At 40.4% G+C, this 23,886-nt stretch carries 26 protein-coding genes; 15 read left to right on the top strand and 11 right to left on the bottom strand.

The genetic code is table 11. The features are described 5' to 3' along the window. Positions 1 to 79: 79 nt before the first annotated feature. Entirely contained in the window at positions 80 to 2,509 is a 2,430-nt protein-coding gene (locus tag A7967_RS19070; RefSeq protein WP_054206531.1) for a VolA/Pla-1 family phospholipase, read from the bottom strand. Positions 2,510 to 2,762: 253 nt separating this feature from the next. Between A7967_RS19070 and A7967_RS19065 the strand changes: the two genes are divergently transcribed. After that, positions 2,763 to 3,506, top strand: a complete 744-nt coding sequence (locus tag A7967_RS19065; RefSeq protein ID WP_054206530.1) for a YciK family oxidoreductase — start codon at positions 2,763 to 2,765, stop codon at positions 3,504 to 3,506. A 165-nt stretch (positions 3,507 to 3,671) separates the two neighbouring features. Here the strand turns inward: A7967_RS19065 and rluB are convergent, their stop codons facing one another. The 4 genes from rluB to A7967_RS19045 form a co-directional block, all read right to left on the bottom strand. Beyond that, a complete protein-coding gene (gene rluB, locus A7967_RS19060) occupies positions 3,672 to 4,541 on the bottom strand; it encodes a 23S rRNA pseudouridine(2605) synthase RluB (protein ID WP_054206529.1) in 870 nt (289 codons plus the stop codon). Then, positions 4,538 to 5,128: an SMC-Scp complex subunit ScpB gene (gene scpB, locus A7967_RS19055; RefSeq protein WP_054206528.1), complete on the bottom strand. Its 591-nt coding sequence runs from the start codon at positions 5,126 to 5,128 to the stop codon at positions 4,538 to 4,540. Before scpB ends, rluB begins: the two co-directional genes overlap by 4 nt. Before the next feature lie 143 nt (positions 5,129 to 5,271). Beyond that, a complete protein-coding gene (locus A7967_RS19050) occupies positions 5,272 to 5,790 on the bottom strand; it encodes an EF-hand domain-containing protein (RefSeq protein WP_054206527.1) in 519 nt (172 codons plus the stop codon). A gap of 167 nt (positions 5,791 to 5,957) precedes the next feature. Then, positions 5,958 to 6,389: a hypothetical protein gene (locus A7967_RS19045; RefSeq protein ID WP_054206526.1), complete on the bottom strand. Its 432-nt coding sequence runs from the start codon at positions 6,387 to 6,389 to the stop codon at positions 5,958 to 5,960. Between the two features lie 249 nt (positions 6,390 to 6,638). Between A7967_RS19045 and xthA the strand changes: the two genes are divergently transcribed. From xthA to rlmA, 3 genes are read left to right on the top strand one after another with little or no spacing between them, the layout of a single operon-like run. After that, positions 6,639 to 7,445 (top strand): exodeoxyribonuclease III, encoded by an 807-nt coding sequence (gene xthA, locus A7967_RS19040; protein WP_054206525.1) that lies wholly within the window; start codon positions 6,639 to 6,641, stop codon positions 7,443 to 7,445. A gap of 35 nt (positions 7,446 to 7,480) precedes the next feature. Then, complete coding sequence (locus A7967_RS19035; RefSeq protein WP_064435982.1) at positions 7,481 to 8,128, top strand: energy-coupling factor ABC transporter permease; 648 nt, start codon at positions 7,481 to 7,483, stop codon at positions 8,126 to 8,128. Next, positions 8,125 to 8,937 carry a 23S rRNA (guanine(745)-N(1))-methyltransferase gene (rlmA, locus tag A7967_RS19030; protein ID WP_054206524.1) on the top strand — a complete coding sequence of 271 codons (813 nt, stop codon included), beginning with the start codon at positions 8,125 to 8,127 and terminating at the stop codon, positions 8,935 to 8,937. The genes A7967_RS19035 and rlmA overlap by 4 nt, the downstream gene beginning before the upstream one ends. Here the strand turns inward: rlmA and yfbV are convergent. Then, positions 8,918 to 9,364, bottom strand: coding sequence for a terminus macrodomain insulation protein YfbV (gene yfbV / locus A7967_RS19025; RefSeq protein ID WP_054206523.1), 447 nt, complete (start codon positions 9,362 to 9,364; stop codon positions 8,918 to 8,920). The genes rlmA and yfbV overlap by 20 nt on opposite strands. A 379-nt stretch (positions 9,365 to 9,743) precedes the next feature. On the opposite strand from yfbV, the gene A7967_RS19020 reads away from it, so the two are divergent. From A7967_RS19020 to A7967_RS18990, 7 genes are all read left to right on the top strand, one after another. Next, complete coding sequence (locus A7967_RS19020; RefSeq protein WP_054206522.1) at positions 9,744 to 10,958, top strand: acetate kinase; 1,215 nt, start codon at positions 9,744 to 9,746, stop codon at positions 10,956 to 10,958. Between the two features lie 2 nt (positions 10,959 to 10,960). After that, a complete protein-coding gene (gene pta, locus A7967_RS19015; RefSeq protein ID WP_054206521.1) occupies positions 10,961 to 13,114 on the top strand; it encodes a phosphate acetyltransferase in 2,154 nt (717 codons plus the stop codon). A 205-nt stretch (positions 13,115 to 13,319) separates the two neighbouring features. Further along, a complete protein-coding gene (locus A7967_RS19010) occupies positions 13,320 to 13,712 on the top strand; it encodes an ACT domain-containing protein (RefSeq protein ID WP_054206520.1) in 393 nt (130 codons plus the stop codon). 5 nt (positions 13,713 to 13,717) lie between these two features. Beyond that, entirely contained in the window at positions 13,718 to 14,215 is a 498-nt protein-coding gene (locus A7967_RS19005) for a PTS sugar transporter subunit IIA (RefSeq protein ID WP_054206519.1), read from the top strand. Positions 14,216 to 14,220: 5 nt separating this feature from the next. Further along, positions 14,221 to 14,568 carry an ArsC family reductase gene (locus A7967_RS19000; protein WP_054206518.1) on the top strand — a complete coding sequence of 116 codons (348 nt, stop codon included), beginning with the start codon at positions 14,221 to 14,223 and terminating at the stop codon, positions 14,566 to 14,568. Beyond that, positions 14,565 to 15,695, top strand: coding sequence for a succinyl-diaminopimelate desuccinylase (dapE, locus tag A7967_RS18995; RefSeq protein ID WP_054206517.1), 1,131 nt, complete (start codon positions 14,565 to 14,567; stop codon positions 15,693 to 15,695). The genes A7967_RS19000 and dapE overlap by 4 nt, the downstream gene beginning before the upstream one ends. Continuing rightward, the gene (locus tag A7967_RS18990; RefSeq protein WP_054206516.1) at positions 15,692 to 16,393 is read left to right on the top strand and encodes a M15 family metallopeptidase; all 702 of its coding nucleotides are present in this window, start codon (positions 15,692 to 15,694) and stop codon (positions 16,391 to 16,393) included. Before dapE ends, A7967_RS18990 begins: the two co-directional genes overlap by 4 nt. On the opposite strand, the gene A7967_RS18985 is transcribed toward A7967_RS18990, so the two are convergent. From A7967_RS18985 to bufA2, 4 genes are read right to left on the bottom strand one after another with little or no spacing between them, the layout of a single operon-like run. Further along, a complete protein-coding gene (locus tag A7967_RS18985; RefSeq protein WP_054206515.1) occupies positions 16,326 to 17,240 on the bottom strand; it encodes a DMT family transporter in 915 nt (304 codons plus the stop codon). The two genes, A7967_RS18990 and A7967_RS18985, sit on opposite strands and share 68 nt — an antisense overlap. Positions 17,241 to 17,250: 10 nt before the next feature. Then, positions 17,251 to 18,024 (bottom strand): HvfC/BufC N-terminal domain-containing protein, encoded by a 774-nt coding sequence (locus A7967_RS18980; RefSeq protein ID WP_064435978.1) that lies wholly within the window; start codon positions 18,022 to 18,024, stop codon positions 17,251 to 17,253. After that, on the bottom strand, positions 18,017 to 18,856 hold the full coding sequence (gene bufB / locus A7967_RS18975) for an MNIO family bufferin maturase (RefSeq protein ID WP_054206513.1): 840 nt from the start codon (positions 18,854 to 18,856) through the stop codon (positions 18,017 to 18,019). The genes A7967_RS18980 and bufB overlap by 8 nt, the downstream gene beginning before the upstream one ends. 52 nt (positions 18,857 to 18,908) lie before the next feature. After that, positions 18,909 to 19,364: a BufA2 family periplasmic bufferin-type metallophore gene (bufA2, locus tag A7967_RS18970; protein ID WP_064435977.1), complete on the bottom strand. Its 456-nt coding sequence runs from the start codon at positions 19,362 to 19,364 to the stop codon at positions 18,909 to 18,911. A gap of 173 nt (positions 19,365 to 19,537) precedes the next feature. Between bufA2 and A7967_RS18965 the strand changes: the two genes are divergently transcribed. From A7967_RS18965 to A7967_RS18950, 4 genes are all read left to right on the top strand, one after another. Continuing rightward, a complete protein-coding gene (locus A7967_RS18965) occupies positions 19,538 to 20,899 on the top strand; it encodes a COG3014 family protein (protein WP_064435976.1) in 1,362 nt (453 codons plus the stop codon). 8 nt (positions 20,900 to 20,907) lie between these two features. Further along, positions 20,908 to 21,333, top strand: coding sequence for a YcfL family putative periplasmic lipoprotein (locus A7967_RS18960; RefSeq protein WP_054455654.1), 426 nt, complete (start codon positions 20,908 to 20,910; stop codon positions 21,331 to 21,333). Between the two features lie 11 nt (positions 21,334 to 21,344). Continuing rightward, positions 21,345 to 21,980 (top strand): penicillin-binding protein activator LpoB, encoded by a 636-nt coding sequence (gene lpoB, locus A7967_RS18955; protein ID WP_054455652.1) that lies wholly within the window; start codon positions 21,345 to 21,347, stop codon positions 21,978 to 21,980. Positions 21,981 to 22,093: 113 nt separating this feature from the next. Continuing rightward, on the top strand, positions 22,094 to 22,561 hold the full coding sequence (locus A7967_RS18950) for an outer membrane lipoprotein (RefSeq protein ID WP_054206508.1): 468 nt from the start codon (positions 22,094 to 22,096) through the stop codon (positions 22,559 to 22,561). A 58-nt stretch (positions 22,562 to 22,619) separates the two neighbouring features. Here A7967_RS18950 and A7967_RS18945 read toward each other — a convergent pair whose 3' ends face one another. After that, positions 22,620 to 23,837, bottom strand: coding sequence for a pyridoxal phosphate-dependent aminotransferase (locus tag A7967_RS18945; RefSeq protein ID WP_054206507.1), 1,218 nt, complete (start codon positions 23,835 to 23,837; stop codon positions 22,620 to 22,622). Between the last annotated feature and the right edge of the window lie 49 nt (positions 23,838 to 23,886).

Below are 23,886 nucleotides of genomic sequence, written 5' to 3'. Positions count from 1 at the left end.
ACCGAACTCGCGCTAACTTACCATTCAAACACAAAAAAGCCACATTTCAGTGGCTTTTGGTTTACTTAACTACAAAAACTTAGTCAGTAACAATCTCTGTATTAGCAATTGATAACGCTCTTCCGCGTGTTGCTAAGTAAGATGCTATTTGTAACTGCATCTCGGTGGTTGTTGCTGCGCTGTCTTGTGCATTTGACCCTGCGCCTACATCTGGGGCTGGCGTCAATACTGAACCATGATGCCCTTTAGTAAACTTAACAACGTAGCTCATAGGTGCCTCAGTTAGTGGCTGCGACTGAGCGACCGTCGTTAAGCCCATTAGACGCGCTAAAGGAAGCGAACCTGCAATAGGGTTATTCACAGTCATCGGTGGAATTACTTGATCAGCTTTGTTAAGCGCGCCATCACCCACAACCACATTCATGTAAATAGGTGTGCCAAGCGCCGCAATGGAGCTTGCATAGTTTGTTGGATCACCACTATCTAGGGCTGTTTGTGAAGCAAATGCAAATTGCGTCATAACACCTTGTATATTTGCTATTTTAGTCGTTTCACCCGCTACCGTTAACGCAGCAGTAAATTCTTTGTATGCACATGAAGTAAATGCACGACTATAATCGGCTTCACCACAGTTTGAAATTGCAGGGCCTTGTGTGTACGCAGCAAATTCAGCAGACTCAGCAGTATCCGCTGAAAGTAACACAGAACCTTGTACAAATGGACCAAAGCTTGCGGACTCAAGCAAGAAGCTAGCGATACCGCCGCCGCCGCTTGCTAAAGCAACTGTGTTCACTTTAAATAAAGGATCTACTTGTGGTGCCAATGGTGTATTTGTTTGTGTAACAAATGCAGGCGCGACAATTGAGCCTAACGAGTGACCAATGTATGTTACATCTTGCGTGTTAAGAGATTCATCATTAACAAAGTTTAAGCCTAAACGTAAGCCCAATAAATCTGCCGCTGATTGTCTTAAGTTATCACGTGCTACAAGCAACGACTGTAGATTCATATATGCAAGCACAGAACCTGTGGTTGCATTAAAATCATCTTCACCATCGCCATCAACATCTATGCCACGCTCGCCATGCACTGGGTGGTCAATTGCTACTGTCGCAAAACCTTGTACAGCTAAGCTTGCAGTCAATGCTAGCATCGACTCTTTTTGTGTTGTAATACCGTGTTGTAAAATTACAACAGGCCAACCCTCAGCTGGCATTGTTAGTTCGCCCATCCCTATTTGTGCTCTAATCATATTAATAACGGGTAAAATAGGTTTAGTAACTTGCACTGGCACATCTGCCATACTCTGTACTTTAGGTATTGAGTTATATTTAGTTAAATGTTTAGTTGTATCTAAACCTAAATCACGTAAACGCCCTTCACTCAATGCAGCACATGTGCCGTCATTAACACTTATAGGTTCTGCTGGGAAAGCATCACCTGCAGCCGCTTTATATCCAAGTACAGCTACTGCACTATCACACATGCCTTGCCAATAGGTGTCTGCTAAATCAGTAATTGCAGTACCCGTTGGGGTTGATAAATACATAGGTAACATTACATTACCTTTTTGATATTGCACACCAGCAAAAGCAGGTGAAAGCCCTGTAATATTTTTCGCAGCAAACACTTGCTCAACGGTTAACATTGGTTGTTCTGGTACTTGTACTGCAGGCCTTGGCAACGCTTGGTTTTGTAAACTAGCAGCCAAAAGAGACTTAATAGTGCTAAGAACAGGCCCTACTGATTGAATCGTCATAGCAGCAGAGTAAATAATATCATCTTTACTAATTGCACCGCCTGAAGTAACAACATTTTCGTAACTATTAACTGCACCTTGCAAGGCAAGTTGAGACGGTGTAATTAAGGGTGTTTCTTGTTTTACTAAACCATACGTTGATGAAGGCTTAATTGAACGCCCTTCTGAATCCTTTAAACTGGTCGTTAAAACGTTAATGTAAGAGCTACCGGCTTTAAATGGTTTAAGTGGAATAATGGCAACTGCATCACCACTGCCTTTAGTTACAAAATCAACACCAAAGGTAAGTTCACCTACTAGCTTACATGCTGCGCCAGCAGGTGCCACAGAGCACTGTGCATCGGTAAGACTTGCGCCCATAATAACTTCAAATATCCGCACAGCACCAGGAGTTCCGGCTGAGGTTGCATCAAGACTAATACTTGGTGGAAATGCTAAGTCGATTTTAAATGGTACTTGGCTTGACCAGCCATCCAGTGCGCCTAATGCCATTGATGGATTTGCATAGGCAGCTCTGCTAATAGATACGCCATTGGCATCTAGCTCACCTGGAATATTCAGCGTACCATCTTTAGTGCCGCTCATTAATAAGTCATTGGGGACTGAAATCACCCCATTGGCAGGGTCAAATTTCACTGTAGCAGCGGGGATCACTGCTGGAGTCTCTTTTTTAACGTCTTCTAATGTTTCACCGCCGCCGCAACCAGCTAAAGCAGCTGTAATTGCAAGTGAGAGTAGCATTTTTTTCATGTTGTTTGCTCCGCACAAAATCTTATTTTTATAGTGTGTTCAAATAAATAAGTGTAGTTAATGTTTTACTAAATTCTTAAACGTGATAGATAAATATTAGTTAAAATAATGTAATTAGGTTATTAACAAGACATTAGACCAGTTAAAGTTAACGTAAAGTTTCAAATTTCGCCACCTTATTTTACAATAAATTCGATAACTTGGTGTTTTGCTATGTTAAAATCATTGAAATAAATTCTTTTGGACCTTTCTTATGCAAACTTACAAAGCGGCTGAAAATGCCCTGCAAGACAAAGTGATCTTAATTACTGGTGCCGGCGATGGCATCGGCCGAGTTGCTGCACTTACTTATGCAAAGCATGGCGCAACAGTGATTCTTTTAGGTAAAACCACCAGCAAGCTTGAAGCCGTTTATGATGAAATCATCGCATTAAGTGGTCCAAAGCCTGCAATTGTACCGATGGATTTAAAAGGTGCAACAAAACAAAACTTTAGAGACTTAGGTGTCACGATAGAGCAGCAGTTTGGTAAACTTGATGGCTTACTTAATAATGCCGGTATTATTGGTTCATTAGGGCCACTTGAGCATTTTTGTTCATCAACGTTTGACAACATCATGAAAGTTAATGTCACGGCTCAAGCAATGATCACTAAATACATGTTCCCAGTACTGAGAAAATCACCAAGTGCATCGATTATCTTTACTTCATCTGGTGTTGGCCGCCAAGGCCGTGAATTTTGGGGTGCATACGCAATCTCTAAATTTGCTGTTGAAGGTATGATGCAAACGTGGGCGTGTGAAGTAGGTAAAACCAATATTCGTATTAACTGTATCAATCCAGGTGCTACTCATACTGCAATGCGTGCTAGTGTCTATCCGGGCGAAGACAGAGATAAACTGGCATGCCCTGAAGACTTAATGCCAACGTACTTATATTTAATGAGTGATGATTCAAAAGACGTGAATGGCCAATCATTAGACGCACAAGCTAAGTAATACCAATCAACTTAAATATTTAACTATTCTAGCGAGTTAAATAAAGCGCTAACTGCGTTATAAATGGTCAGTAACTTAATACGATTGGTATAACCTAAACTTCGGACAATAGTCCCGATCGAAAAAGCCGCTATTTAAGCGGCTTTTTTAATGCTAACAAAACAATTAGCGACGTTTTGTCTGCTTAACACGATTATTATGTTTTTTAACCGCTTTACGAATTTGGTTGATTTTGGCGCGCTTATCTTTACGCTTTTCTGGCATAACTGACAATTTAGTCTGCGTTTCACGGCCCAGTTTTACCGTTTTACGTAAGTAATTGACTGTTTCTAAATCTAATTCAGCCCAACCACCTTGTGGTAAGCGTTTATCGAGCTCTAGCTTGCCGTAACGAATACGAATAAGACGAGATACTTCGACATCTTGTGATTGCCATAAACGACGCACTTCACGGTTACGCCCTTCAGTTAACGTAACATTAAACCAACGGTTAATACCTTCACCGCCCAGCGGTTTTATATTAAGGAATTTAGCCATACCATCTTCAAGTTCAACACCTCTGGTTAGGTTTTTTACTGTTTCAGCTGTTACCTCACCAAATACACGTGCCGAATATTCACGCTCAACTTCATAACTTGGGTGCATTAGGCGATTCGCTAATTCACCGTCGTTGGTGAATAACATTAAACCCGCCGTGTTTATATCTAAGCGGCCCACAGCAATCCAACGTTCGCCATCAACACGTGGGAGACGATCAAATACTGTTCTGCGTCCTTCTGGATCTTTACGTGTACACAATTCGCCCTCAGGCTTGTTATACATAATAACACGGCAAATTCGTTCTGCTTTTTCTTCAATTTTAACAGTGTGGCCGTCAACACGGATCAAATCGGTTTCTTCTACGCGATCGCCTAACTTTGCCACTTTGCCATTTACACTCACGCGATTTGCATCAATGTATTTTTCCATTTCACGACGAGAGCCAACACCTGCTCTTGCCAATACTTTTTGTAACTTTTCACCTTGTATACTCATTCGGATAGTTCTCTCACAGAAGGATCACTCAATAGCTGGTCGATTTTGCTTTGTTGCTGCTTAGGCAACGGAGGTAAGCTATCTAAACCCGCTAACGAAAAATAATCTAAAAATTGTTTAGTTGTTGCATATAAAGCGGGCCGCCCCGGTACTTCTTTATGCCCAACGACTTTAATCCACTCACGCTCGAGCAGATTTTTAATAATTCCCGAGCCAACAGTCACACCTCGTACTTGCTCAATCTCGCCCCGAGTGATCGGTTGTCGATATGCAATAAGTGAAAGGGTTTCTAATAATGCTCGAGAGTATTTTGGTGCACGCTCTTGCCACAGGTTACTTAACCACGGACCTAGACTCGCACACGCTTGAAATCGAAAACCACTCCCAACTTCTACCAAACGAATTCCGCGTGTTTGATAATGCAGCTGTATTTGTTCTACAGCGTGAGTGATCCGTGCCATTGAAATATTTAAATCAATTAACACCGTGTCTTTTATATGCCGTTTAGTGAGGGGTTTTCCAGCAACAAATATCGCCGCTTCAATGATCTCAACAAGTTGCTCATCACTAATTCGCCGACCCGCCATACCTACCCTTTATCTAATAAGCTTATGTAACGCATTATTATGACAGATCTAACTGAAACTAGGAAAAACAATCGTTAAAAATACATAAAAAATGCCAATAACGAAGCTATTGGCATTGGTATGATTTAATAAGCGTAAATAAATTAACTATTTTTGATCATTTCAAGTGCTTCATCTTCAGCAACATCGCTACCATAAGTTTGAATATAACCTATAAACTCTTGCTGACTTATACGTTTGTCTTGGTTTGTATCCATATAACCGAAGTGGTTTGCTATGTCATCATCGTTTGCTTCACTGATAGAGATAAAACCATTACGGTCATTATCTAAAGAACTAAAATCGTTTTCAATCGGATCAAATTTGGCAATGTCGGCTTTAAAAGCAGAGTCAGCAACCTCTGTATCGCTGGCAACTTTACCGGTATTGAGTTGCATATAACTATTAAATTCTTTACGGCTGATCTGCTCGTCCATATTTGTATCAATGTTTGAGAAATGTTCCCAAATATTGTCATCATCAGCCTCTACTTTTGAGATGTAGCCATCATCGTCATTATCTAAACTACCAAAATTACTGTCGATTTTTGGCATTGAAGATGTCGAACATGCTGATAAGCTCAGAGCAGCTAAAATAGTAGATGCTAAAGTTAACTTTTTCATAAGAAATTTCCTTGTAATTGATTAATTTCAATCAAATACAAACAAGTTAAATGCCAACTTTAAAAACCTTAAAAATCAATAAATTAATGAAATGCAGGTCATTCACCAACCTGCCTCACTGCAACCATTTCATACAAGCATGTAAAAATTGCATGCATTGCAAATACTTAAATTGCGGCGTTTTGATAACGCTTCACAAAATCTGTTACTACTTCACCATTACATTTTAGTGAATTTAAGTTACCAATTTTTTCTTTAACGGGTGCAAGTCCTTGCTTTAAAGCTGTAATGCATAACTGAGTTTCTTGCTGTGTATTTTTAGCAAACACCTCGATCACTCTCGCTTGTTGAGCATTATCATTGATTTTTTTTGCAATGTTACGAATATCGTCACCATTGCACAAAATGCTTTTTGAAAAACGAGATAGGTTTACACCATGTTGCGCTGCCACTTTTCTGGCTGCAGAAAAACCTTCATTAGCACTAATAGAGCATAACTTAGACTCAATTTTATGATCCGCTGAAACATACTGCGCCGCGCTGACTGAATGTGAGAAAGAAACAGTTGCTACGAACAATGCTAAAAGTTGTTTTTTCATGATGTACCTTTAAAATGAATAAATAATGAACGGGTGGTTTGCGCGCATTATATATACACAAACATACAAATCAACTGGATTATATATTTAATTTTTTATTTAATATGGCATTAACAACGCTTAATGCTTGATCATCATTTGTTCAACAAAACAGCAGTTCATTTTTATTAATAACCGCATGTGCCATCCGCTATTTGATGATAGAATTTAGCCCTCATCTAAAAGAAGATAATTATTTAGGGCCATCTTATGAAAGTTATTTCATTTAACATTAACGGGCTGCGCGCTCGCCTACACCAATTACAAGCAATTATTGATAAACATCAACCTGACATTATTGGTTTGCAGGAAATTAAAGTTCATGATGAAGCCTTTCCGTTAGAAGATGTGCAAAAAATGGGTTACCACGTTTATTTTCATGGTCAAAAAGCCCATTACGGGGTTGCTATGTTGTGTAAAGCAGAGCCTAAATCTGTATTTAAAGGGTTTGCAACTGACACTGATGAATCGCAAAAACGGATGATTAGCGTCACCGTTAGCCAAGAAAATGGCCGTGACTTAACCGTTATGAATGGCTACTTTCCACAAGGCGACAACATTGCACATGAAACTAAATTTCCGTACAAACGCCAATTTTATCAAGACTTAATGACCCACCTTGATACAAACCACAACAGTGATGAAGACGTCATTGTTATGGGTGATATCAATATTTCTCCAACCGAGTTAGATATTGGTATTGGCGAGCCAAATCGTAAACGTTGGCTAAAAACAGGCAAATGTTCCTTCCAGCCAGAAGAGCGTCAATGGCTTGCAACGTTACTTGATTGGGGCTTCAAAGACACGTTCCGTGAACTTCATCCTGACACTGTTGAGCAATATTCATGGTTTGATTACCGTTCAAAAGGGTTTGATGATAACCGAGGATTGAGAATTGATGTTGTTTTAGCAACCTCGGATTTAGCTGCGCGCTGTATCGATGCTGGTATTGATTACGAATTACGAGGCATTGAAAAGCCCTCAGATCACGCACCTATTTGGTCAACGTTTAGCTAGCAAATAACTAAATGACTGAACTAAAAATAATGCCAATAATAAGCCTCGAATTGCAATCTATTGCGTGGTTTATTGTTGGCTGCCTTTTTTTACTCAGCGTCAATAAAACGCAATATACCGCATTGATGACAACACCTGCGCGTCAAACTGGTTTATTTGCTTGTACAGTCGTAATGGCATTGCTGTGGCGTATTAAAGCAGGCATATTACCGGGCCTTGAATTACATATACTCGGTGTCACTGCTATCACGCTTATCTTGGGCTGGCGCCAAGCTATACTGAGTGCTTCGCTTGCTACTTTGCTATTAGTGGCTTTTAAGCAAATCACTGTTACTCAATTACCCATACATTTATTACTCAGTGCCTATTTACCAATATTATTGAGCTATGCTTTTTTTATTCTATGTTATAGCCTTCTACCTCGGCATTTTTTCGTCTACGTATTTGTCTGTGCGTTTATCTGTGCAGCAATTATCGCGTGCTTAAAAATACTCTCTATTAGTCTTTTTTACTATTTCACGCTCAGCTATAACTGGTTTGAATTAACTGAAAACTACCTGTATTTATGTGCCATAATTTGGTTTCCTGAAGCGATGCTAAATGGCATGGCTATTACGTTACTGATCACCTATCGCCCCCAGTGGGTAAAAACTTTTTATGATAAGGATTATTTAGACTCATGAGTCTCAATTATCAATGCCCGCTGTGCCAACACGCCCTTGAGTTGAACGCAAACACGCTTAAATGCACTAACAACCATAGTTTTGATTTCGCCAAAGAAGGTTATGTAAACCTACTACCCGTTCAACAAAAAAACTCAAAGCAACCTGGCGATAACCTAGATATGGTGCAAGCAAGACGCGATTTTTTAAACACGCAGCATTATCAGTTTTTACAATCAACTATTGCAGACCACGTCCATACCCTTGTTCCAAAAACAGTCATAGATTTAGGCTGCGGAGAGGGTTTTTATACCCAAGCAATTGCTAACGCCTGTAATATTGAAGTGTATGGTGTAGATATTTCAAAATCAGCCATCAAATACGCGGCCAAACGTTATAAACACTGTAATTTTAGCGTTGCATCAATTAGCCAAGCGCCCTTCGCTGATGATTCGGCTGATGTGCTAGTCAGTATTTTTGCGCCTTTATTTGATACTGAATTAGCGCGTTTAGCAAAACCAGGAGCAGCACTTATTGTTGCAAGTCCAGGTCCTTGGCACTTAAAAGAATTAAAAAACAAGATTTACCGTGAAGTAAATGCACATACGCCAATTGACATACCTGAAGGGTTTGAACTCGTCGAGCAACGTTTACTAGATCAACAAATTGCTTTGCCGTTTAAAGATGTGAAAAATCTAATTACAATGACGCCTTTCGCATGGAAATTTAGACCAGAGCATTGGCTTGAGCTAGAACAACAAGGCGAGCAAATTGTCACCTTATCGTTTTATGTAAGCCAATTTAAGCGCCTTACAGATTCTCTTTCGTAAAGGCACGATCCATTTTTTCAAACATATCGTTGAGCAAACGCGCCAAATCAGCGTATTTTGGATTTTTGCTATTGACCTGGCCTTGGTAGCCATTTGCTACCATTTTCCCATGTAGTTCTTTATACCAATGCATCATCGCGGGTTCAAGTTGAGTTTGAGCCCGTTTTCCTAGCCATAGCAGGCCTTGAAAAGGTAAAGACAGAAAAAATAATGCCATTGCAATTGCTTGAGGCAAAAAATCACTGCCTAAATAATTCAACTGCATAAACAACGTAAGCATAGCGATAATTGGCATTACCGTAATCGCAAGATCGGTAGCTTTTATTACTCTAAATTCGATAAATAGCGGCGCCAGCTCTCTGCGAAGAGGCCATTTTTTTGCATATTCACGACCAGTTTGAACTTGTGACATCACACTCTTTTGCATCATGGCTCCTAGGTATCGCTGGTTTATCAAAAAATATTTACTGTTTGAGTGTACCACACTCGCGGTAACATTCCTGTGTAAAATCCATTCCACCTTTTTACCTTAAAACTTGTTTTTGATCATGCTTATCACTAACGTTAAAACAATAAATGAGGTAAAATATTCATGCATTAAGTCAATTAGACTTTATATTTACTTAGCATTAAAAATAGCCTTTAGCGAAAATAACTTACTTTTTAACCAGCTAAACAAACCGTTTTTAATGCAAGCCAGTATTTACTTAAGCATAGCAATATATCGGCCGATTACTACTTTGCTTTAATTTACATTCTTACTCTTAATGCTCACTTACTGATATTGTCAAAAATGGGATCTTGTTATGCCTTCTCAACCAGCTCTACCTCGCCATGTTCTTGTTCTTAACTGTGGCAGTTCAAGTTTAAAATTCGCAATTTTAGATGCTTTAACCTCTGAAGAAATTATTTCAGGTCTTGCCGAGCGTTTAGGATCTTCAACCCCCTTAATTAAGTACAAATATCAAGGTGTAAAAAAACAAATTGAACTTGAGGCAAACCAAGCTCACGGCGCCGCAATTGATACGCTGGTTGCGCTGATCAACGATCATCATTTAGCTGATCACTTAATTGCTGTAGGTCATCGTGTTGTTCATGGTGGGGAACATTTTACCCAATCAGTTTTAATTGATGATGATGTAATAAAGGGCATTACCCAAGCGGCAACGCTTGCGCCTTTACATGGCCACGCAAATTTATTAGGTATTTCATCGGCTCAGGCATCATTTAAAGGCTTACCACAAATTGCCGTTTTTGATACTGCCTTTCACCAAACGATGGAAAAAACAGCTTATCTGTATGCCTTGCCCTACAAACTTTATACAGATTATGGCGTTAGGCGTTATGGCTTTCACGGTACAAGCCATTTTTATGTTGCTGAACAAACAGCTAAATTATTAAATCAATCGATTGAACATAGTAACTTTATTAGTGCACATTTAGGTAATGGTTGCTCGGTGTGCGCAATTAAAAACGGTAAAAGCGTCGATACGAGTATGGGACTTACCCCACTCGAAGGCTTAATGATGGGAACTCGCAGTGGTGATATTGACCCTGGCCTATTTAACTTTTTAACCACACAGCTTGATTACAGCGCACAGCAAATCGATGATTTACTCAATAAGCAAAGTGGCTTACTGGGTATTAGTGAACTCTCCAACGATTGCCGAACAATCGAAGAAGCTGCTGTAGCAGGTAACGAAAAAGCAATTCTCGCACTCGACATGTTTTGTTATCGATTAGCAAAACAAATTGCAGCTTTTATGGTGCCATTACAACGCCTAGATGCTTTGATTTTTACAGGTGGCATTGGTGAAAACTCAGATATAATTCGCGCAAAAGTAATCGCGCAGCTCTCATTTTTGGGCCTAGACTGTGACAATACAGCAAACCTTGCAGCGCGTTTTTCAAAGCAAGGGATTATTAGCTCTACAGCAGCAAATGTCAAAGCGGTCGTAATCCCTACGAATGAAGAGTGGGTTATTGCCCTTGATGCTGCAACCATTGCGCAGGAGCACTAATTATGGCTCGTCGAATTATGTTAGTGCCCATTTCAACAGGCGTTGGATTGACCTCTGTCTCTGTTGGTTTGGTTCGTGCTCTTGAGCAAAAGGCAGTCAAAGTTAACTTTTTTAAACCCATTGCACAGCCCCGTTCTGGTGAAACAGGCCCAGAAAAGTCAACCCAAATTGTTACTCAAGGTTCGCCTATCACACCACCTACTCCATTTGCGCTTGCGTATGCAGAGCAAATGATTGGTGATGGTAAAGGTGATGACTTACTTGAAGAGATTGTAGAGCGCTTTGAAAATGCGATAAACAGCGATGAAGTCGCTATTATTGAAGGTATGGTGCCCACCCGCCGCCAACCTTATGCAGGGCGAGTAAATCGCGAGATTGCCCAAACTTTAGGTGCAGATATCGTATTTGTGCTTACACCAGGCAACGATACTAATGATCAAATTGAAGACCGATTAGAAATTGCTGCAGGCAACTATGGCGGTGTTGATCATGCCCGCGTACTGGGCTGTATTTTTAATAAAGTAAACGCCCCTTTAGACGAAGAAGGCCGAGCTCGCGCTGATTTAGTGGATACACATAACCCCGAACAACTTGAAAATGAACTCAATAGACTTGCCTCACTGCCCATATTTAGAAAACACCCATTTATGTTATTGGGTTCTATACCGTGGGACTTTGAGTTAGTCGCTCCTCGTGTAAAAGATTTATGTGCTTATTTAAAAGCTGAAATAATCAACGAAGGCGATATGGCGCACCGACGTTTACGCCGTGTCACTTTTTGCGCGCGTACTGTGTCAAATATTCTCAACCACTTTACGCCAGGTGCGTTATTAGTTACGCCCGGCGATCGCTCTGACGTATTAGTTGCAGCGTGTTTATCAGCCATGAACGGCACTAAAATTGGTGCTATTTTACTCACTGGTGGATTTAGACCTGAGCCTCGTATTATGACTTTGTGCGAACAAGCAATGGCAACCGGCTTACCTATTTTAATCACTGACGCCGATACTTGGCGAACATCTCTATTACTACATAACTTTAATATGGAAGTACCATGTGATGATGAACAACGAATCGATAAGGTAAAGCATCATAATGCGAGCAACATCGATTCTGACTGGCTCGATACCCTTGCTAAAAGTGTCGGTAAAACACGTAAAATGTCTCCACCAGCATTTCGCTATTTACTGACAGATAAAGCCCGACAGTTTGCTAAAACCGTGGTGCTCCCAGAGGGTAATGAGCCACGTACTATCAAAGCTGCCGCTATTTGTGGTCAACGTGGTATTGCAAAAACAATTTTACTTGGCGATCGCGAGGAAATCGAACGCATTGCCATACAACAAGGTGTTGAACTCAACGAAAATGTAACAATTATTGAGCCTCATAGTGTGATCAATGATTATATCGTGCCAATGGTTGAACTCAGAAAAAGTAAAGGCCTCACCGAAGTTGTAGCACATGAACAACTACAAGATAACGTTGTACTTGGCACCATGATGTTAGAGCGCGGTAAAGTTGATGGCCTTGTATCTGGCGCGGTCAATACCACAGCAAATACTATTCGCCCTGCACTTCAGTTGATTAAGACTGCACCGGGATCATCATTGGTCTCATCGGTATTTTTTATGCTATTACCTGATCAAGTACTTGTTTATGGTGACTGTGCAATTAACCCTGATCCAACGGCCGAACAACTCGCTGATATTGCGATTCAATCTGCTGACTCCGCCGCGGCTTTTGGCATTGAACCTCGTGTAGCCATGATAAGTTATAGCACCGGAACATCAGGCACAGGCGCAGATGTTGAAAAAGTGCGTGAAGCCACCGCACTTGCAAAGCAAAAACGTCCCGATCTGATAATCGATGGTCCATTACAATACGACGCCGCTATTATGGAAAACGTTGCACGTAAAAAAGCCCCTAACAGCCCTGTCGCAGGTAAAGCAACGGTATTTATATTCCCCGATTTAAATACCGGTAACACAACCTACAAAGCAGTGCAAAGAAGCGCTGACTTAATAAGTATTGGCCCTATGTTGCAAGGTATGAGAAAACCAGTAAACGACTTAAGCAGAGGCGCGTTGGTTGACGACATTGTTTACACAATTGCGTTAACTGCCATTCAAGCATCACAAGTTAAAAATAACGAGTGAGACATCAGTAAAGCACCTTAATTAGGTGCTTTACTTTTTGCAGTAACTAATTTTAACGCAGTTAATGAGTTATTTTAGTCCTAGAATACCTCGGAATCGCAGTCTGTCACTTACCTCTATCGCTTTTAACTCCAACGACGCTCGCATCTTGAGGTGGCTTGGGTATATACTATTAATAAGTGACTTACTGCCAAAGGGTTTAAAAATGTCAAAGCAAACATTGCAGCTTCATAGTACAGCCTTTACGATTCATAGCCTTGATGTTAATAGTGATATTCCTGCTGCGCTATTTAAAGAATCAATGTATTTTATCTCTAAAACAGTCGACGAATTATCCATCGTATGCCCCACTACATTTGAGATTGAGAGCCTTGATGCAGAAAACGATTGGTTAGCATTAGAGGTCGTAGGTCCACTTGGGTTTTCATTAACAGGGATCATGGCTGATATCTCAGGTGTTTTAGCCAAAGCGAGCATTTCAATTTTTGCTTTATCGACCTACGATACCGATTATGTTTTAGTTAAACGACAGCGTATACAAAACGCGATTGCAGCACTAAAAAAAGATGGCTACCACGTACTCAACGAATCCCTTTAAGCACTATGAAATACTCTGATATTAGCTATTTACCACAACGTCAATTAGATCCCAACAGCATATCAATATGCAGCCCTTTCAGTGGTAAAGTTCGCCCATTAAGTGAGCATCCTGAGCCTTTTTTTAGTTACGGCACTCTTGGGCGGGGCATCATTGTTGAACTTACAAGTCACAAAATATTAGCACCATTTAACGGCACGTTATTGCAAGTTAAAAATGCAGGCAGTGAATTTATCTTGAAAGCAAATAATGGCTTAAAAGTATTACTAACACTGCATTTAGATACACATCAACACCATATTGCCCATACCCATATTGCCCAATTAGGCGGCAGTAAAATTATCAAAGGTGAACGGCTTGCTTATTTTGACTTACGCGAGCTCAAAACGCCTCTACTTGCGACAATGATTTTACTCAATGGTAATAGGTTGGGAGCTGTACACTATGGTTTATCTCATGTCACAGCTGGGGTAGACTCTTTATTAACAATAACTAAGAAGTAATTTATATGACCACTCTTTACGGTATTAGCAACTGCGACACCATCAAAAAAGCCAAAAAACATTTAGCCGATCACAACATTGATTTTAAGTTCCATGATTACCGTAAAGACGGAATATCTCATGAAATGGTGAGCGAATTTGCACAACATATTGATTGGCAAGATCTGGTAAATAAGCGCGGCACGACTTATCGCCAATTATCTGATGAGCAAAAAGAAAATTTAGATAAGCAAAGCGCTTTGGCTATTTTAGTTGAGCAGCCAGCTATGATCAAACGCCCTGTACTTATCCATAACAGTAACTACCACTTAGGCTATAAAGCGGCTCAATATGATGAGATTTTTGCATTATGAATGACCCCGTAATTAAACTTGCTCAAGATCTTATAAAAAAGCGCTCAGTCACCCCTGAAGACGCTAATTGCCAAGCGATGATGAATGAACGTCTGGCAAAGCTAGGTTTTAATATTGAATCACTGTTTTTTACAGACACCCTTAATACTTGGGCGCGCAAAGGAGATCGCTCTCCGCATTTTTGCTTTGCTGGTCACACTGATGTTGTCCCCACGGGCCCGGAAAAAAACTGGCAGCACCCTCCCTTTTCAGGCCTGATAACAGAGGGCATGTTACATGGGCGTGGTGCAGCCGATATGAAAGGTTCATTAGCGGCCATGATTGTTGCAACAGAGCGATTTGTAACTAAACACCCAGATCACAAAGGCTCTATTTCATTTTTGATTACCTCTGATGAAGAAGGCCCTTTTATTAATGGCACAACCCGCGTTATAGACACATTAGAAGCCCGTGGTGAAAAAATCGACATGTGCTTGGTTGGTGAACCTTCATCACGTGATGTACTTGGTGATGTCGTTAAAAATGGCCGTCGAGGTTCACTTACAGGCTTTTTAACCGTAAAAGGAATACAAGGCCATGTGGCCTACCCGCAACTGGCGTTAAATCCTATCCATATTGCAGCTCCTGTACTTACTCAGTTAAGCCAAACTGTATGGGATACTGGGAATGAGTTTTTCCCTGCCACTAGTTTTCAAATTTCAAATATTAATGGCGGCACTGGGGCTGGAAATGTTATTCCTGGCGAATTAGAGATTCAGTTTAATTTTCGTTTTAGCACTGAAGTCACCCATCAACAATTACAGCAACGCGTCATTGATATTCTTGACGAATATGATTTTGACTATGAGTTAAATTGGATTGTGAATGGCCAACCTTTCATCACTGAAGGTGGCCCACTAATTGATGCCACAGTTGCGGCGATTAAATCAGTGACTGGTGTAGATACAGCTCTTGAGACTACTGGTGGTACATCGGATGGGCGCTTTATAGCGCAAACGGGCGCAAAAGTGATTGAACTTGGGCCTCGAAATGACACTATCCATAAAGTAAACGAGTGTGTAAGCACTGACGATCTTATTGCCTTGGCCGATATTTACGAGCAAATTTTAGAGCAATTATTAACATGATTTATCAACAACTCTCATCTCAGCAGCTCAGCGATTGCGCTTGCGGTCAAAGCGAGTTGTTACTCAGTGAACATAACGCTCATAAACTGCATAAAGAGATTATTGTCGATTTTAACCAACTACAAGCAGCCGCTGCGCAAGCTGGCTTTGAGCTTGCGATAGTCTCTAGTTTTCGAAGTTTTGAGCGCCAAGCACACATTTGGAATGCAAAATTTAGTGGCCAGCGCCCAGTATTAAATAAACAGCAACAAGTCGTTGATCTAACGAGTCTAACCGACATTGAAAAATGCCACGCTATTATGCTTTACTCTGCGCTACCGGGTACAAGTAGGCATCATTTCGGGACTGATCTCGATATTTTTGATAAAGCAGCCGTTCCCGCTGATTACCGATTACAACTAGAAGCGCACGAGTATCAAGATGGTGGGCCTTTTTCAGCGCTCACTCGTTGGCTTGATAAAAACCTCGCTCTGTATGGTTTTTACCGCCCATATCAATCTGATTTAGGCGGCGTTGCGCCTGAGCCTTGGCACATCAGCCATGTAAAACATTCGACAACGCTAATGCAACATTTAAATATCACCGCACTAAGAGATGTGATAAATAACAGTGAGTTACTAGGAAAAGACGCTATTTTGACTCATCTGCCAATGCTTTATCAGCGCTATGTGTTGAATGTAAGCTCTGCGGTTGCTTAGCAAGTAAAAATACCATCACAGCGCCTAATATAAAGGCGCTGGCAATAATAAAACGCGCTGATAATACCTCATCTAAAAATATTGCCCCTGCAATAGCTGCAATCACTGGCACACATAATTGTACAACTGCAGCTTGTGTGCTTTTTAAAAGTGGCAATGCAATATACCAAATACTGTACCCGATGCCAGATGCTAATGCCCCCGACGCGCATGCAAGCGCAATTCCCTGCCAATTCAATTGTGCCACACTAGCGAAACCAACAATAAAAAATACGGGCAGTATCAACACGCTTCTAAAAAAATTATACGATGTAGCTCGCAGTGGTGACTTGCATGCTTTACCTCTAATACTGTAAACCCCCCATGCAATACCACTTGTACACATAAGAACAGCAGGTAAAACTGAAGGCACTGTTGCTGAAGGGAGCATGAGATAAATAAATCCCATCAACGCACACATAAATGCTGCCCATTGAATCGCACTTAAGCGCTCTTTATTTATGATCCCCCACCCAATCATCGTTAATTGGACAGCACTGAATAATATTAACGCCCCACTGCCTGTATCTAACTCAATATAAGCAAGCGAAAAACACAATGCATACACAACTAAACTAATGCTACTGCGCCAACTGCCATTATCTGGCGCGTATTCAGTGTTTACTAAACGCAAGGATGATTTTGATTGCCACAAAAGAATGACTCCCAAACACAACGCACCACTTAATAAGCGCAGCGCTGTAAAATTCCACGCATCTATATACCCATTGGCAAGTGCAATTCGGCACAACAATGAGTTGGCAGCAAAAGCGATTAAAGCTAGCAGTGTGTAAAGTATTGCTTTCAAAAATTACCCTTTAGAATTGTTTTAACCAACCTCTTTCAAGCCAGCTGTTAATTTTTTCAATTAAGAAACCCGCGATCAGCGATGGCTCTAGTTCATTTAAACAGGATTGGCATAATTGCGCAAAAGGTGTCTGATTTTTTATCAGCGATAATAAACGGAACTCTTGTTGATCAACATAAACATATTGTGTACGGCGCTGTAAATCCCGCGCTATAACCCAACATTTTGATGATTGATGCTGAGGTTCAGGCGGTGACTGTTGCTCTTTAAGTGCCTGCCATGATTCAACCGCATTGGTATTAAAACACACTAATTGTACACTAGGCTGTAATACTAACTGCAAACTAGGCCAGTTTTCAGGTGCAATGCTTTCAAGTGCTTCAACACGTAAATGCGCAGCATCCATTGCATCAAATGCAGTTAATAGCATTCGTTCAAAAGTCGCTATTTCAGCCAATATAGGATGCTGTATAAACGGCTCCGTGGTACTTAAAAATTGCGGTAATTGATCGCAAAAATTTCTTAATGACGTAAATTTAGATGGAAAAGTTTGCAAGTATCCCTCTACCATTAGTTCAAATAGGTCATCTCCTAAATAACGTCCTAACTGTTCATGATCTTGCTCTATCACTGCACGTAAACGAATTTTATAAGCATTTTGATAAATAGATAAACGTTGATTGGTATTTAATTCACCTTGCTCGGTTATATGATCTGCAAGCTTATCACTCGTCCCTTGAAGTAACGCCATAAAGTGTTGCTGTAATTGTGCTAAATCACTCATTTTTAGCCATACCTTGCCAAAAAGGCTGCACTAATTCGCGAGCCTGATCCAACTCTTTAATCAACGCCTCTAATGTGCCGATATTATCATCGCGCTCAATCATGGTGCTAACTGGCCCTAACTGCTGAGCATAGCGAGTAAATAAATCCCACACCGGCGGTGACACATCTTCATCGTGCGTATCTATAATGTGGCTACCAAAATCTTGGTGTCCTGCTAAGTGGATTTGTGCAATCGCTTTTTTTGGTATTGCATTTAAATACGTCATCGCATCAAATTGATGATTACGTGCACTGACATAAACATTATTTACATCCATTAAGTAGCGGCAACCTGTTTTATGATGTAAAGCTGCTAAAAAATCCCACTCAGTCATTTGAGATTCTTTATAAGTAAGATAACTTGAGACATTTTCAAAAATCATCTCAGTTCCTAAATACGCTTGTACTTGATGGATCCGCGATGCTAAATGCTCAAGCGATTCTTGTGTATAGGGCATAGGTAATAAGTCATGGCTATTAATATCTCCCACTTGGGTAAAACATAAATGGTCAGATACCCACTGTGGCTCAACACGGGCAATTGTTTCTTTTAATGATTTCAAGTAATCAATGTTCAACGCATTTGTTGAGCCTATCGACATCGAAACACCATGCATAACTACGGGGTAATTTTCACGAATTTTATTTAAGTAATACCAAGGCTTACCACCCGCTACAAAATAGTTTTCAGAAATAACTTCAAACCAATCTACCGCTGGTTTCTCTGTAATTATTTGTTCTAAATGGGGTGCCCGCAAACCCAAACCAAAACCTAAAAATTGCTCTTTCATACACATCCTTTCATATCTAGGCGGTAATACCACCTAGATTATTACAACCCATTTATGAATCGACAGAGCCACCAATATCACCACATGATTTAGCGGGCATTGAAACAAAGCCAGTTCCTTTACATGATGCTTGACCTGCACACGCATTATCAGCTGTTTTACAGTCATTATGACCGCCACACACATTGACGTCATTACAATGCACTAAATCCGTTTGAGCAACAGTCCCAACCCATTTATCTTTAATTGCACCACCAACATCACCACAGGCTTTCGATGGCATTGCCACAAAGCCAGTGCCTTTGCACGATGCTTGACCAGAACAGGCATTATCTGCCGTTTTACAGTCATTGTGACCGCCACACACATTTACATCGTAACAATGCACTAAGTCTGTTGTTGAATTCATATTTGCAACCGATGCTGCTGAGGTGTCTGCATCTGTGCTATTACAGCCAACTAAACCTGCAACCATCACGGCCATTGCTGCTCCAGTAAATTTTTTCATTTTTTATTCCTCTGATTATTTAATTGTTCAAACAGCAAGACCGCTCACATCGCTGATCTATTTCAGCTTAGTGCAGTAAATGTAAAATAGTTACTACGATTTCTTACATTGTTTATCATTAACCAATCAAAAGATTATGCTAATCTATATTGAATTAATAAAAGGAGTGCCATGTGCAGCGCAGTATTTTATTTAGCTTTTGTTTCATTTTAGGAGGATGCAGTAGCATTGGTTTTAATGATCTCTTTAGCCATTACGCTCATCAAATGGCTCCTGTGCGCCACGCAGTTAACTCTAATAATATGGCGCAAGCACAAAAACTGTTACCTAGTAATGGAAAAAACCATAGCAATTACCTACTAAATCAATTAGAAAGCGCACGATTAAGTGATTTAAATAGTGAACAGGATACAGCTCAAAATTATTATGAGTCGATTTATCAGCAGATGGAAACTAAGCGTCAAGCTGCAAAGCTGCAATTTAGCGCAGGCCTTGAGCAAACAAGTGCATTACTGACGAATGACTCGGTGATAGGTTATGTACCTGCTCCCTATGAAATGAGCATGCTGCATAGTTATAAAGCTCTTAATTTCATATACAAGCGAGATATTGAAGGTGCGTTAGTTGAAGTTCGTCGAGCAAATAAAGTACAAATAGACGCGCTCGCTGAACAAGGCAATGTACTTGATGCCGTTGCCAAAGAAGCACAGCAACATTACCCAAGTATGGATGCGTTAATAAAGGATGCTAAAAATGGCTATCAAAATGCCTTCACATTTTATTTGTCTGGATTACTTTATCAATCCAATAAGCAATTTGATGATGCGTATATAGATTATAAAAAAGCCTTAGAGATTAACCCTAATAATCCATATTTACAGCAAGATGTTATGCGTCTAGCTAAACAGCAAGGATTTGAACAAGATTATGAGCAATATACACAGCGCTTCGGGCAATTAAATAGTCGAACTAATGGGGGCGAAGTTGTCATTCTCATGGAGCAAGGTTTAGTTGCACAAAAGGATGAATTTGTCCTCAGGCTGCCCATTTATACATCACGCGGGGATGCGCGTTTTTATAGCTTAGCAATGCCTGTATATAAAGATAAATCATTTACTCCAAGTTACAGCAATATCAGTGTCAGTGATCAGGAGTTAGCATTGAGTCCATTAGTCAGAATTGAAGCATTGGCAGCCAAAACCCTTGAAGAACAAACACCAGCGCGAGTTTCAAGACAAGTATTAAGGCTTATAGCCAAAGAAAAAGTGCGTGCTGAACTTGCTCGCAGTGGCGGTGATGTTGGGAATATATTAGCAAACCTTTACAATTTGGCGTCAGAGCAAGCAGACACACGAAGCTGGCTAACATTACCAAACCAAATAAGTGTCGCGCGGACACAACTAAATGCAGGAGACCACAGTTTACAATTAAGTGGTCATAAAAATATAAATTTCACGGTTAGTAAGCAAGGGTTAACCTTAATTTACCTAACCTCTATTAATAACTATTTTAATTACCATGTAGTGCAACTTTAGGAGCAGCCATGAAATATCTAGTGCCTTTATTAGCGGTGTCTTTACTTACAGCATGTGCTGGCAGACCCACTACATCGGGAATTGCTGTAGAGAACGCATCTGCGCAATATCAGCAACAACTCAAAGTAAATAACCCACAACTTGGTAAGCGATTAGTTATTAGCGACGTAAAAACACGCCAAACAAATCAACTCACTGATGTGGTTGTTACACTTTCAAGCCAATACAAAAAGTCTCAATACTTACAGTATCAATTTACTTGGTTTGATGGCGATGGGTTTGTTATTAAAGGAAATCATTCACCTTGGCAGGCGCTTACTTTATTTGGCTTTGCCAATATACAACTGCCCGGGCTTGCACCTACACAAGAAGCGGTTACATTTTCACTTGCTGTGCGCGAAGTATCGACACAAGCTCAAGAATTTAAAGAATAAAGGAAAACATAATGAACACAGTAAACACACCTAACAAGCCATCTTTAAAAGCACTCTCTGGCTATGCCTTAATAGGCCTAAGTGCCTTGGCGCTTAGTGGTTGTGCAAACAAAGCCGTCGTTAGTTATGGCGATGCACAAGCAGTAGAAACAACCGATATTAACTTTGGATCAACCGACCTGCAAAAAGTAGCCAGTCAAATGACTGACTCATTACTTGCTTCACCGGTTGTTGGCACAATGACGGCAAATAGTCGCCCAATCGTTTTTGTTGAACGTATAAAAAACAAAACCAGTGAGCATATTGATAGCGAATCAATTACTGATTCAATCTCTACACAATTACTCCGCAGCGGTAAATTTCGCTTTGTTGATATGACCCGTGTAGAAGCTGTTCGAGAGCAACTTAATTTTCAAAATGACGACGCATTAGTTAATCCATCTACAGCCATCGCATTTGGTCAACAAGTCGGTGCTCAGTACATGCTGTACGGTAACCTTTCAAGTATTGTAAAATCGAATAAAGATAAAGCCGATGTATATTACAAATTTACAATGCGTTTGATGGATTTAAAAAGCGGTTTAGTAGAGTGGGCTGACGAAACTGAAATTCGTAAAACACGCGAAAAATCAACATTTGGTTGGTAAAAATCAACAAAAACTTATTAACTAGCCATTATAGCGACTGATAATTAGCTATCTGCTCACTATAAATATCGCTGTTTAATTATTTGTTTTGAAAACAGTCTGGGAGATGCGTTATGAAAACTCTAACCTTAGCATTTATTTGTACACTACTTGCCAGTAGCCCAAGTTTTGCAGCCTATGAGCGAAACAAAGCGGTGCCTGTACAGCAAGTGTTATTTGGCGAAGTAAAGTCTGTTCGTAACATCACGCAACAAGAGTTAGTACAAGACAAAAGTAGCGGCTGGAAAACCTTTGGTGGTGCATTGCTTGGGGGGGTTATAGGTAACCAATTTGGTGGCGGAAGCGGTCGAACAGCTGCAACCATTTTAGGATCTGTAATTGGTGGTAATATTGCGCATAATAAGCAACGCAGTAGCTACTATCAGCAGTACCACCTAGTTGAGTTAATGATCCGTGTTGAGAACGGTGAACAATTTATGGTGGTTCAAGATAAAGATAATCAGATGCACTTTAGCACTGGTGACGATGTTCGCTTAGTTTACCTATCAGACAACACCGTGCGTGTAGATAAAGCCTTCTAAGTGACTAATAAAACCAAAAAGCGAGCCCATTAGCTCGCTTTTTTAATAGGCTTTGCATTTAGCCTTGGCGATAACCATTAAAAAATCGCTGCATTTTCCCCATAGCCACACTTAAGTCATCTTTATTAGGTAAAAATACTAATCTAAAGTGATCTGGGTTTGGCCAATTAAATGCCCTACCGTGTACTAATAAAATTTTCTCGGCTTTGAGTAAATCTAAAATCATTTTTTCATCATTTTTGATATTAAAGCGCTCGGTGTCTACTTTGGCAAACGCATACAGTGCGCCTTTTGGTTTAGTACACGAAATACCTTCAATAGCGTTTAGGCCACGCCATGCAATATCTCTTTGCTCGTATAAGCGCCCACCAGGATCAATTAGGCTATCAATAGACTGGACACCACCGAGAGCTTGCTGAATGGCATATTGTGCTGGTACATTTGCGCATAACCGCATTGATGCAAGAATATCTAGACCTTTACGAAGATCATCCATCAAATCGGTGCGACCACTTAATACCATCCACCCCATGCGTAAGCCTGCAGCTCGGTAAGTTTTTGCTAAGCCGTTGAACGTAATAATTGGTACATCATCACACAATGCGCCAATTGAGCTATGCGTAATGCCGTCATATAAAATTTTCTCGTAAATTTCATCACTCAACAACAGTAACTTATGTTCACGAGCGACATCAATCAACTGCTGTAATAGTGCATCATCGTAAACAGCACCTGTTGGGTTGTTTGGATTTATTAAAACCAACGCTTTGGTTTTTGATGTGATTTTACTGCGAATATCTGCAATATCAGGAAACCAATCTTGCTCTTCATCACATAAATAATGAACTGGATTGCCACCTGCTAACTTAACTGACGCAGTCCATAATGGGTAATCAGGCGCAGGGATCAGCACTTCATCATCATTATTGAGTAAAGCTTGGGTAGTCATTTGAATTAACTCACTGACCCCATTCCCAATGTATATATTGTCAACATCTAAATTGAACAAACCACGTTGCTGATAGTGCTGATAAATAGCCACGCGGGCTGAGTAAAGGCCTTTAGAGTCACAATAGCCTTGGGCTGAATAAAGGTTACGAATAATATCGCGGTGCATATCTTCAGGCATATCAAAGCCGAATGCCGCAGGGTTACCAATATTCAATTTTAAAACTTTTTGGCCTTCGTCTTCCATTTTGCGCGCCTGAACTAATACCGGCCCACGAATATCATAACAAACGCCTTGTAATTTATGACTCTTTTTAATTTCTGACATTTTTACCTCTACTAGTGAGTGGTTAGACTAACCTAGTAAAGGGGCAAAA

Source organism: Pseudoalteromonas neustonica (assembly GCF_001653135.1).
In the GTDB taxonomy this organism is placed as follows: Bacteria; Pseudomonadota; Gammaproteobacteria; order Enterobacterales; family Alteromonadaceae; genus Pseudoalteromonas; species Pseudoalteromonas neustonica.
Note: the sequence above shows the minus strand (reverse complement) of the source record. Positions and strands in the feature narration are given on the sequence as shown.

Bases quoted from the DNA above. Each gene is read 5' to 3' on its own strand.
- A7967_RS19070 (WP_054206531.1), bottom strand. From the start codon at position 2,509: ATGAAAAAAATGCTACTCTCACTTGCAATTACAGCTGCTTTAGCTGGT.
- A7967_RS19065 (WP_054206530.1), top strand. From the start codon at position 2,763: ATGCAAACTTACAAAGCGGCTGAAAATGCCCTGCAAGACAAAGTGATC.
- rluB (WP_054206529.1), bottom strand. From the start codon at position 4,541: ATGAGTATACAAGGTGAAAAGTTACAAAAAGTATTGGCAAGAGCAGGT.
- scpB (WP_054206528.1), bottom strand. From the start codon at position 5,128: ATGGCGGGTCGGCGAATTAGTGATGAGCAACTTGTTGAGATCATTGAA.
- A7967_RS19050 (WP_054206527.1), bottom strand. From the start codon at position 5,790: ATGAAAAAGTTAACTTTAGCATCTACTATTTTAGCTGCTCTGAGCTTA.
- A7967_RS19045 (WP_054206526.1), bottom strand. From the start codon at position 6,389: ATGAAAAAACAACTTTTAGCATTGTTCGTAGCAACTGTTTCTTTCTCA.
- xthA (WP_054206525.1), top strand. From the start codon at position 6,639: ATGAAAGTTATTTCATTTAACATTAACGGGCTGCGCGCTCGCCTACAC.
- rlmA (WP_054206524.1), top strand. From the start codon at position 8,125: ATGAGTCTCAATTATCAATGCCCGCTGTGCCAACACGCCCTTGAGTTG.
- yfbV (WP_054206523.1), bottom strand. From the start codon at position 9,364: ATGCAAAAGAGTGTGATGTCACAAGTTCAAACTGGTCGTGAATATGCA.
- A7967_RS19020 (WP_054206522.1), top strand. From the start codon at position 9,744: ATGCCTTCTCAACCAGCTCTACCTCGCCATGTTCTTGTTCTTAACTGT.
- pta (WP_054206521.1), top strand. From the start codon at position 10,961: ATGGCTCGTCGAATTATGTTAGTGCCCATTTCAACAGGCGTTGGATTG.
- A7967_RS19010 (WP_054206520.1), top strand. From the start codon at position 13,320: ATGTCAAAGCAAACATTGCAGCTTCATAGTACAGCCTTTACGATTCAT.
- A7967_RS19005 (WP_054206519.1), top strand. From the start codon at position 13,718: ATGAAATACTCTGATATTAGCTATTTACCACAACGTCAATTAGATCCC.
- A7967_RS19000 (WP_054206518.1), top strand. From the start codon at position 14,221: ATGACCACTCTTTACGGTATTAGCAACTGCGACACCATCAAAAAAGCC.
- dapE (WP_054206517.1), top strand. From the start codon at position 14,565: ATGAATGACCCCGTAATTAAACTTGCTCAAGATCTTATAAAAAAGCGC.
- A7967_RS18990 (WP_054206516.1), top strand. From the start codon at position 15,692: ATGATTTATCAACAACTCTCATCTCAGCAGCTCAGCGATTGCGCTTGC.
- A7967_RS18980 (WP_064435978.1), bottom strand. From the start codon at position 18,024: ATGAGTGATTTAGCACAATTACAGCAACACTTTATGGCGTTACTTCAA.
- bufB (WP_054206513.1), bottom strand. From the start codon at position 18,856: ATGAAAGAGCAATTTTTAGGTTTTGGTTTGGGTTTGCGGGCACCCCAT.
- bufA2 (WP_064435977.1), bottom strand. From the start codon at position 19,364: ATGAAAAAATTTACTGGAGCAGCAATGGCCGTGATGGTTGCAGGTTTA.
- A7967_RS18960 (WP_054455654.1), top strand. From the start codon at position 20,908: ATGAAATATCTAGTGCCTTTATTAGCGGTGTCTTTACTTACAGCATGT.
- lpoB (WP_054455652.1), top strand. From the start codon at position 21,345: ATGAACACAGTAAACACACCTAACAAGCCATCTTTAAAAGCACTCTCT.
- A7967_RS18950 (WP_054206508.1), top strand. From the start codon at position 22,094: ATGAAAACTCTAACCTTAGCATTTATTTGTACACTACTTGCCAGTAGC.
- A7967_RS18945 (WP_054206507.1), bottom strand. From the start codon at position 23,837: ATGTCAGAAATTAAAAAGAGTCATAAATTACAAGGCGTTTGTTATGAT.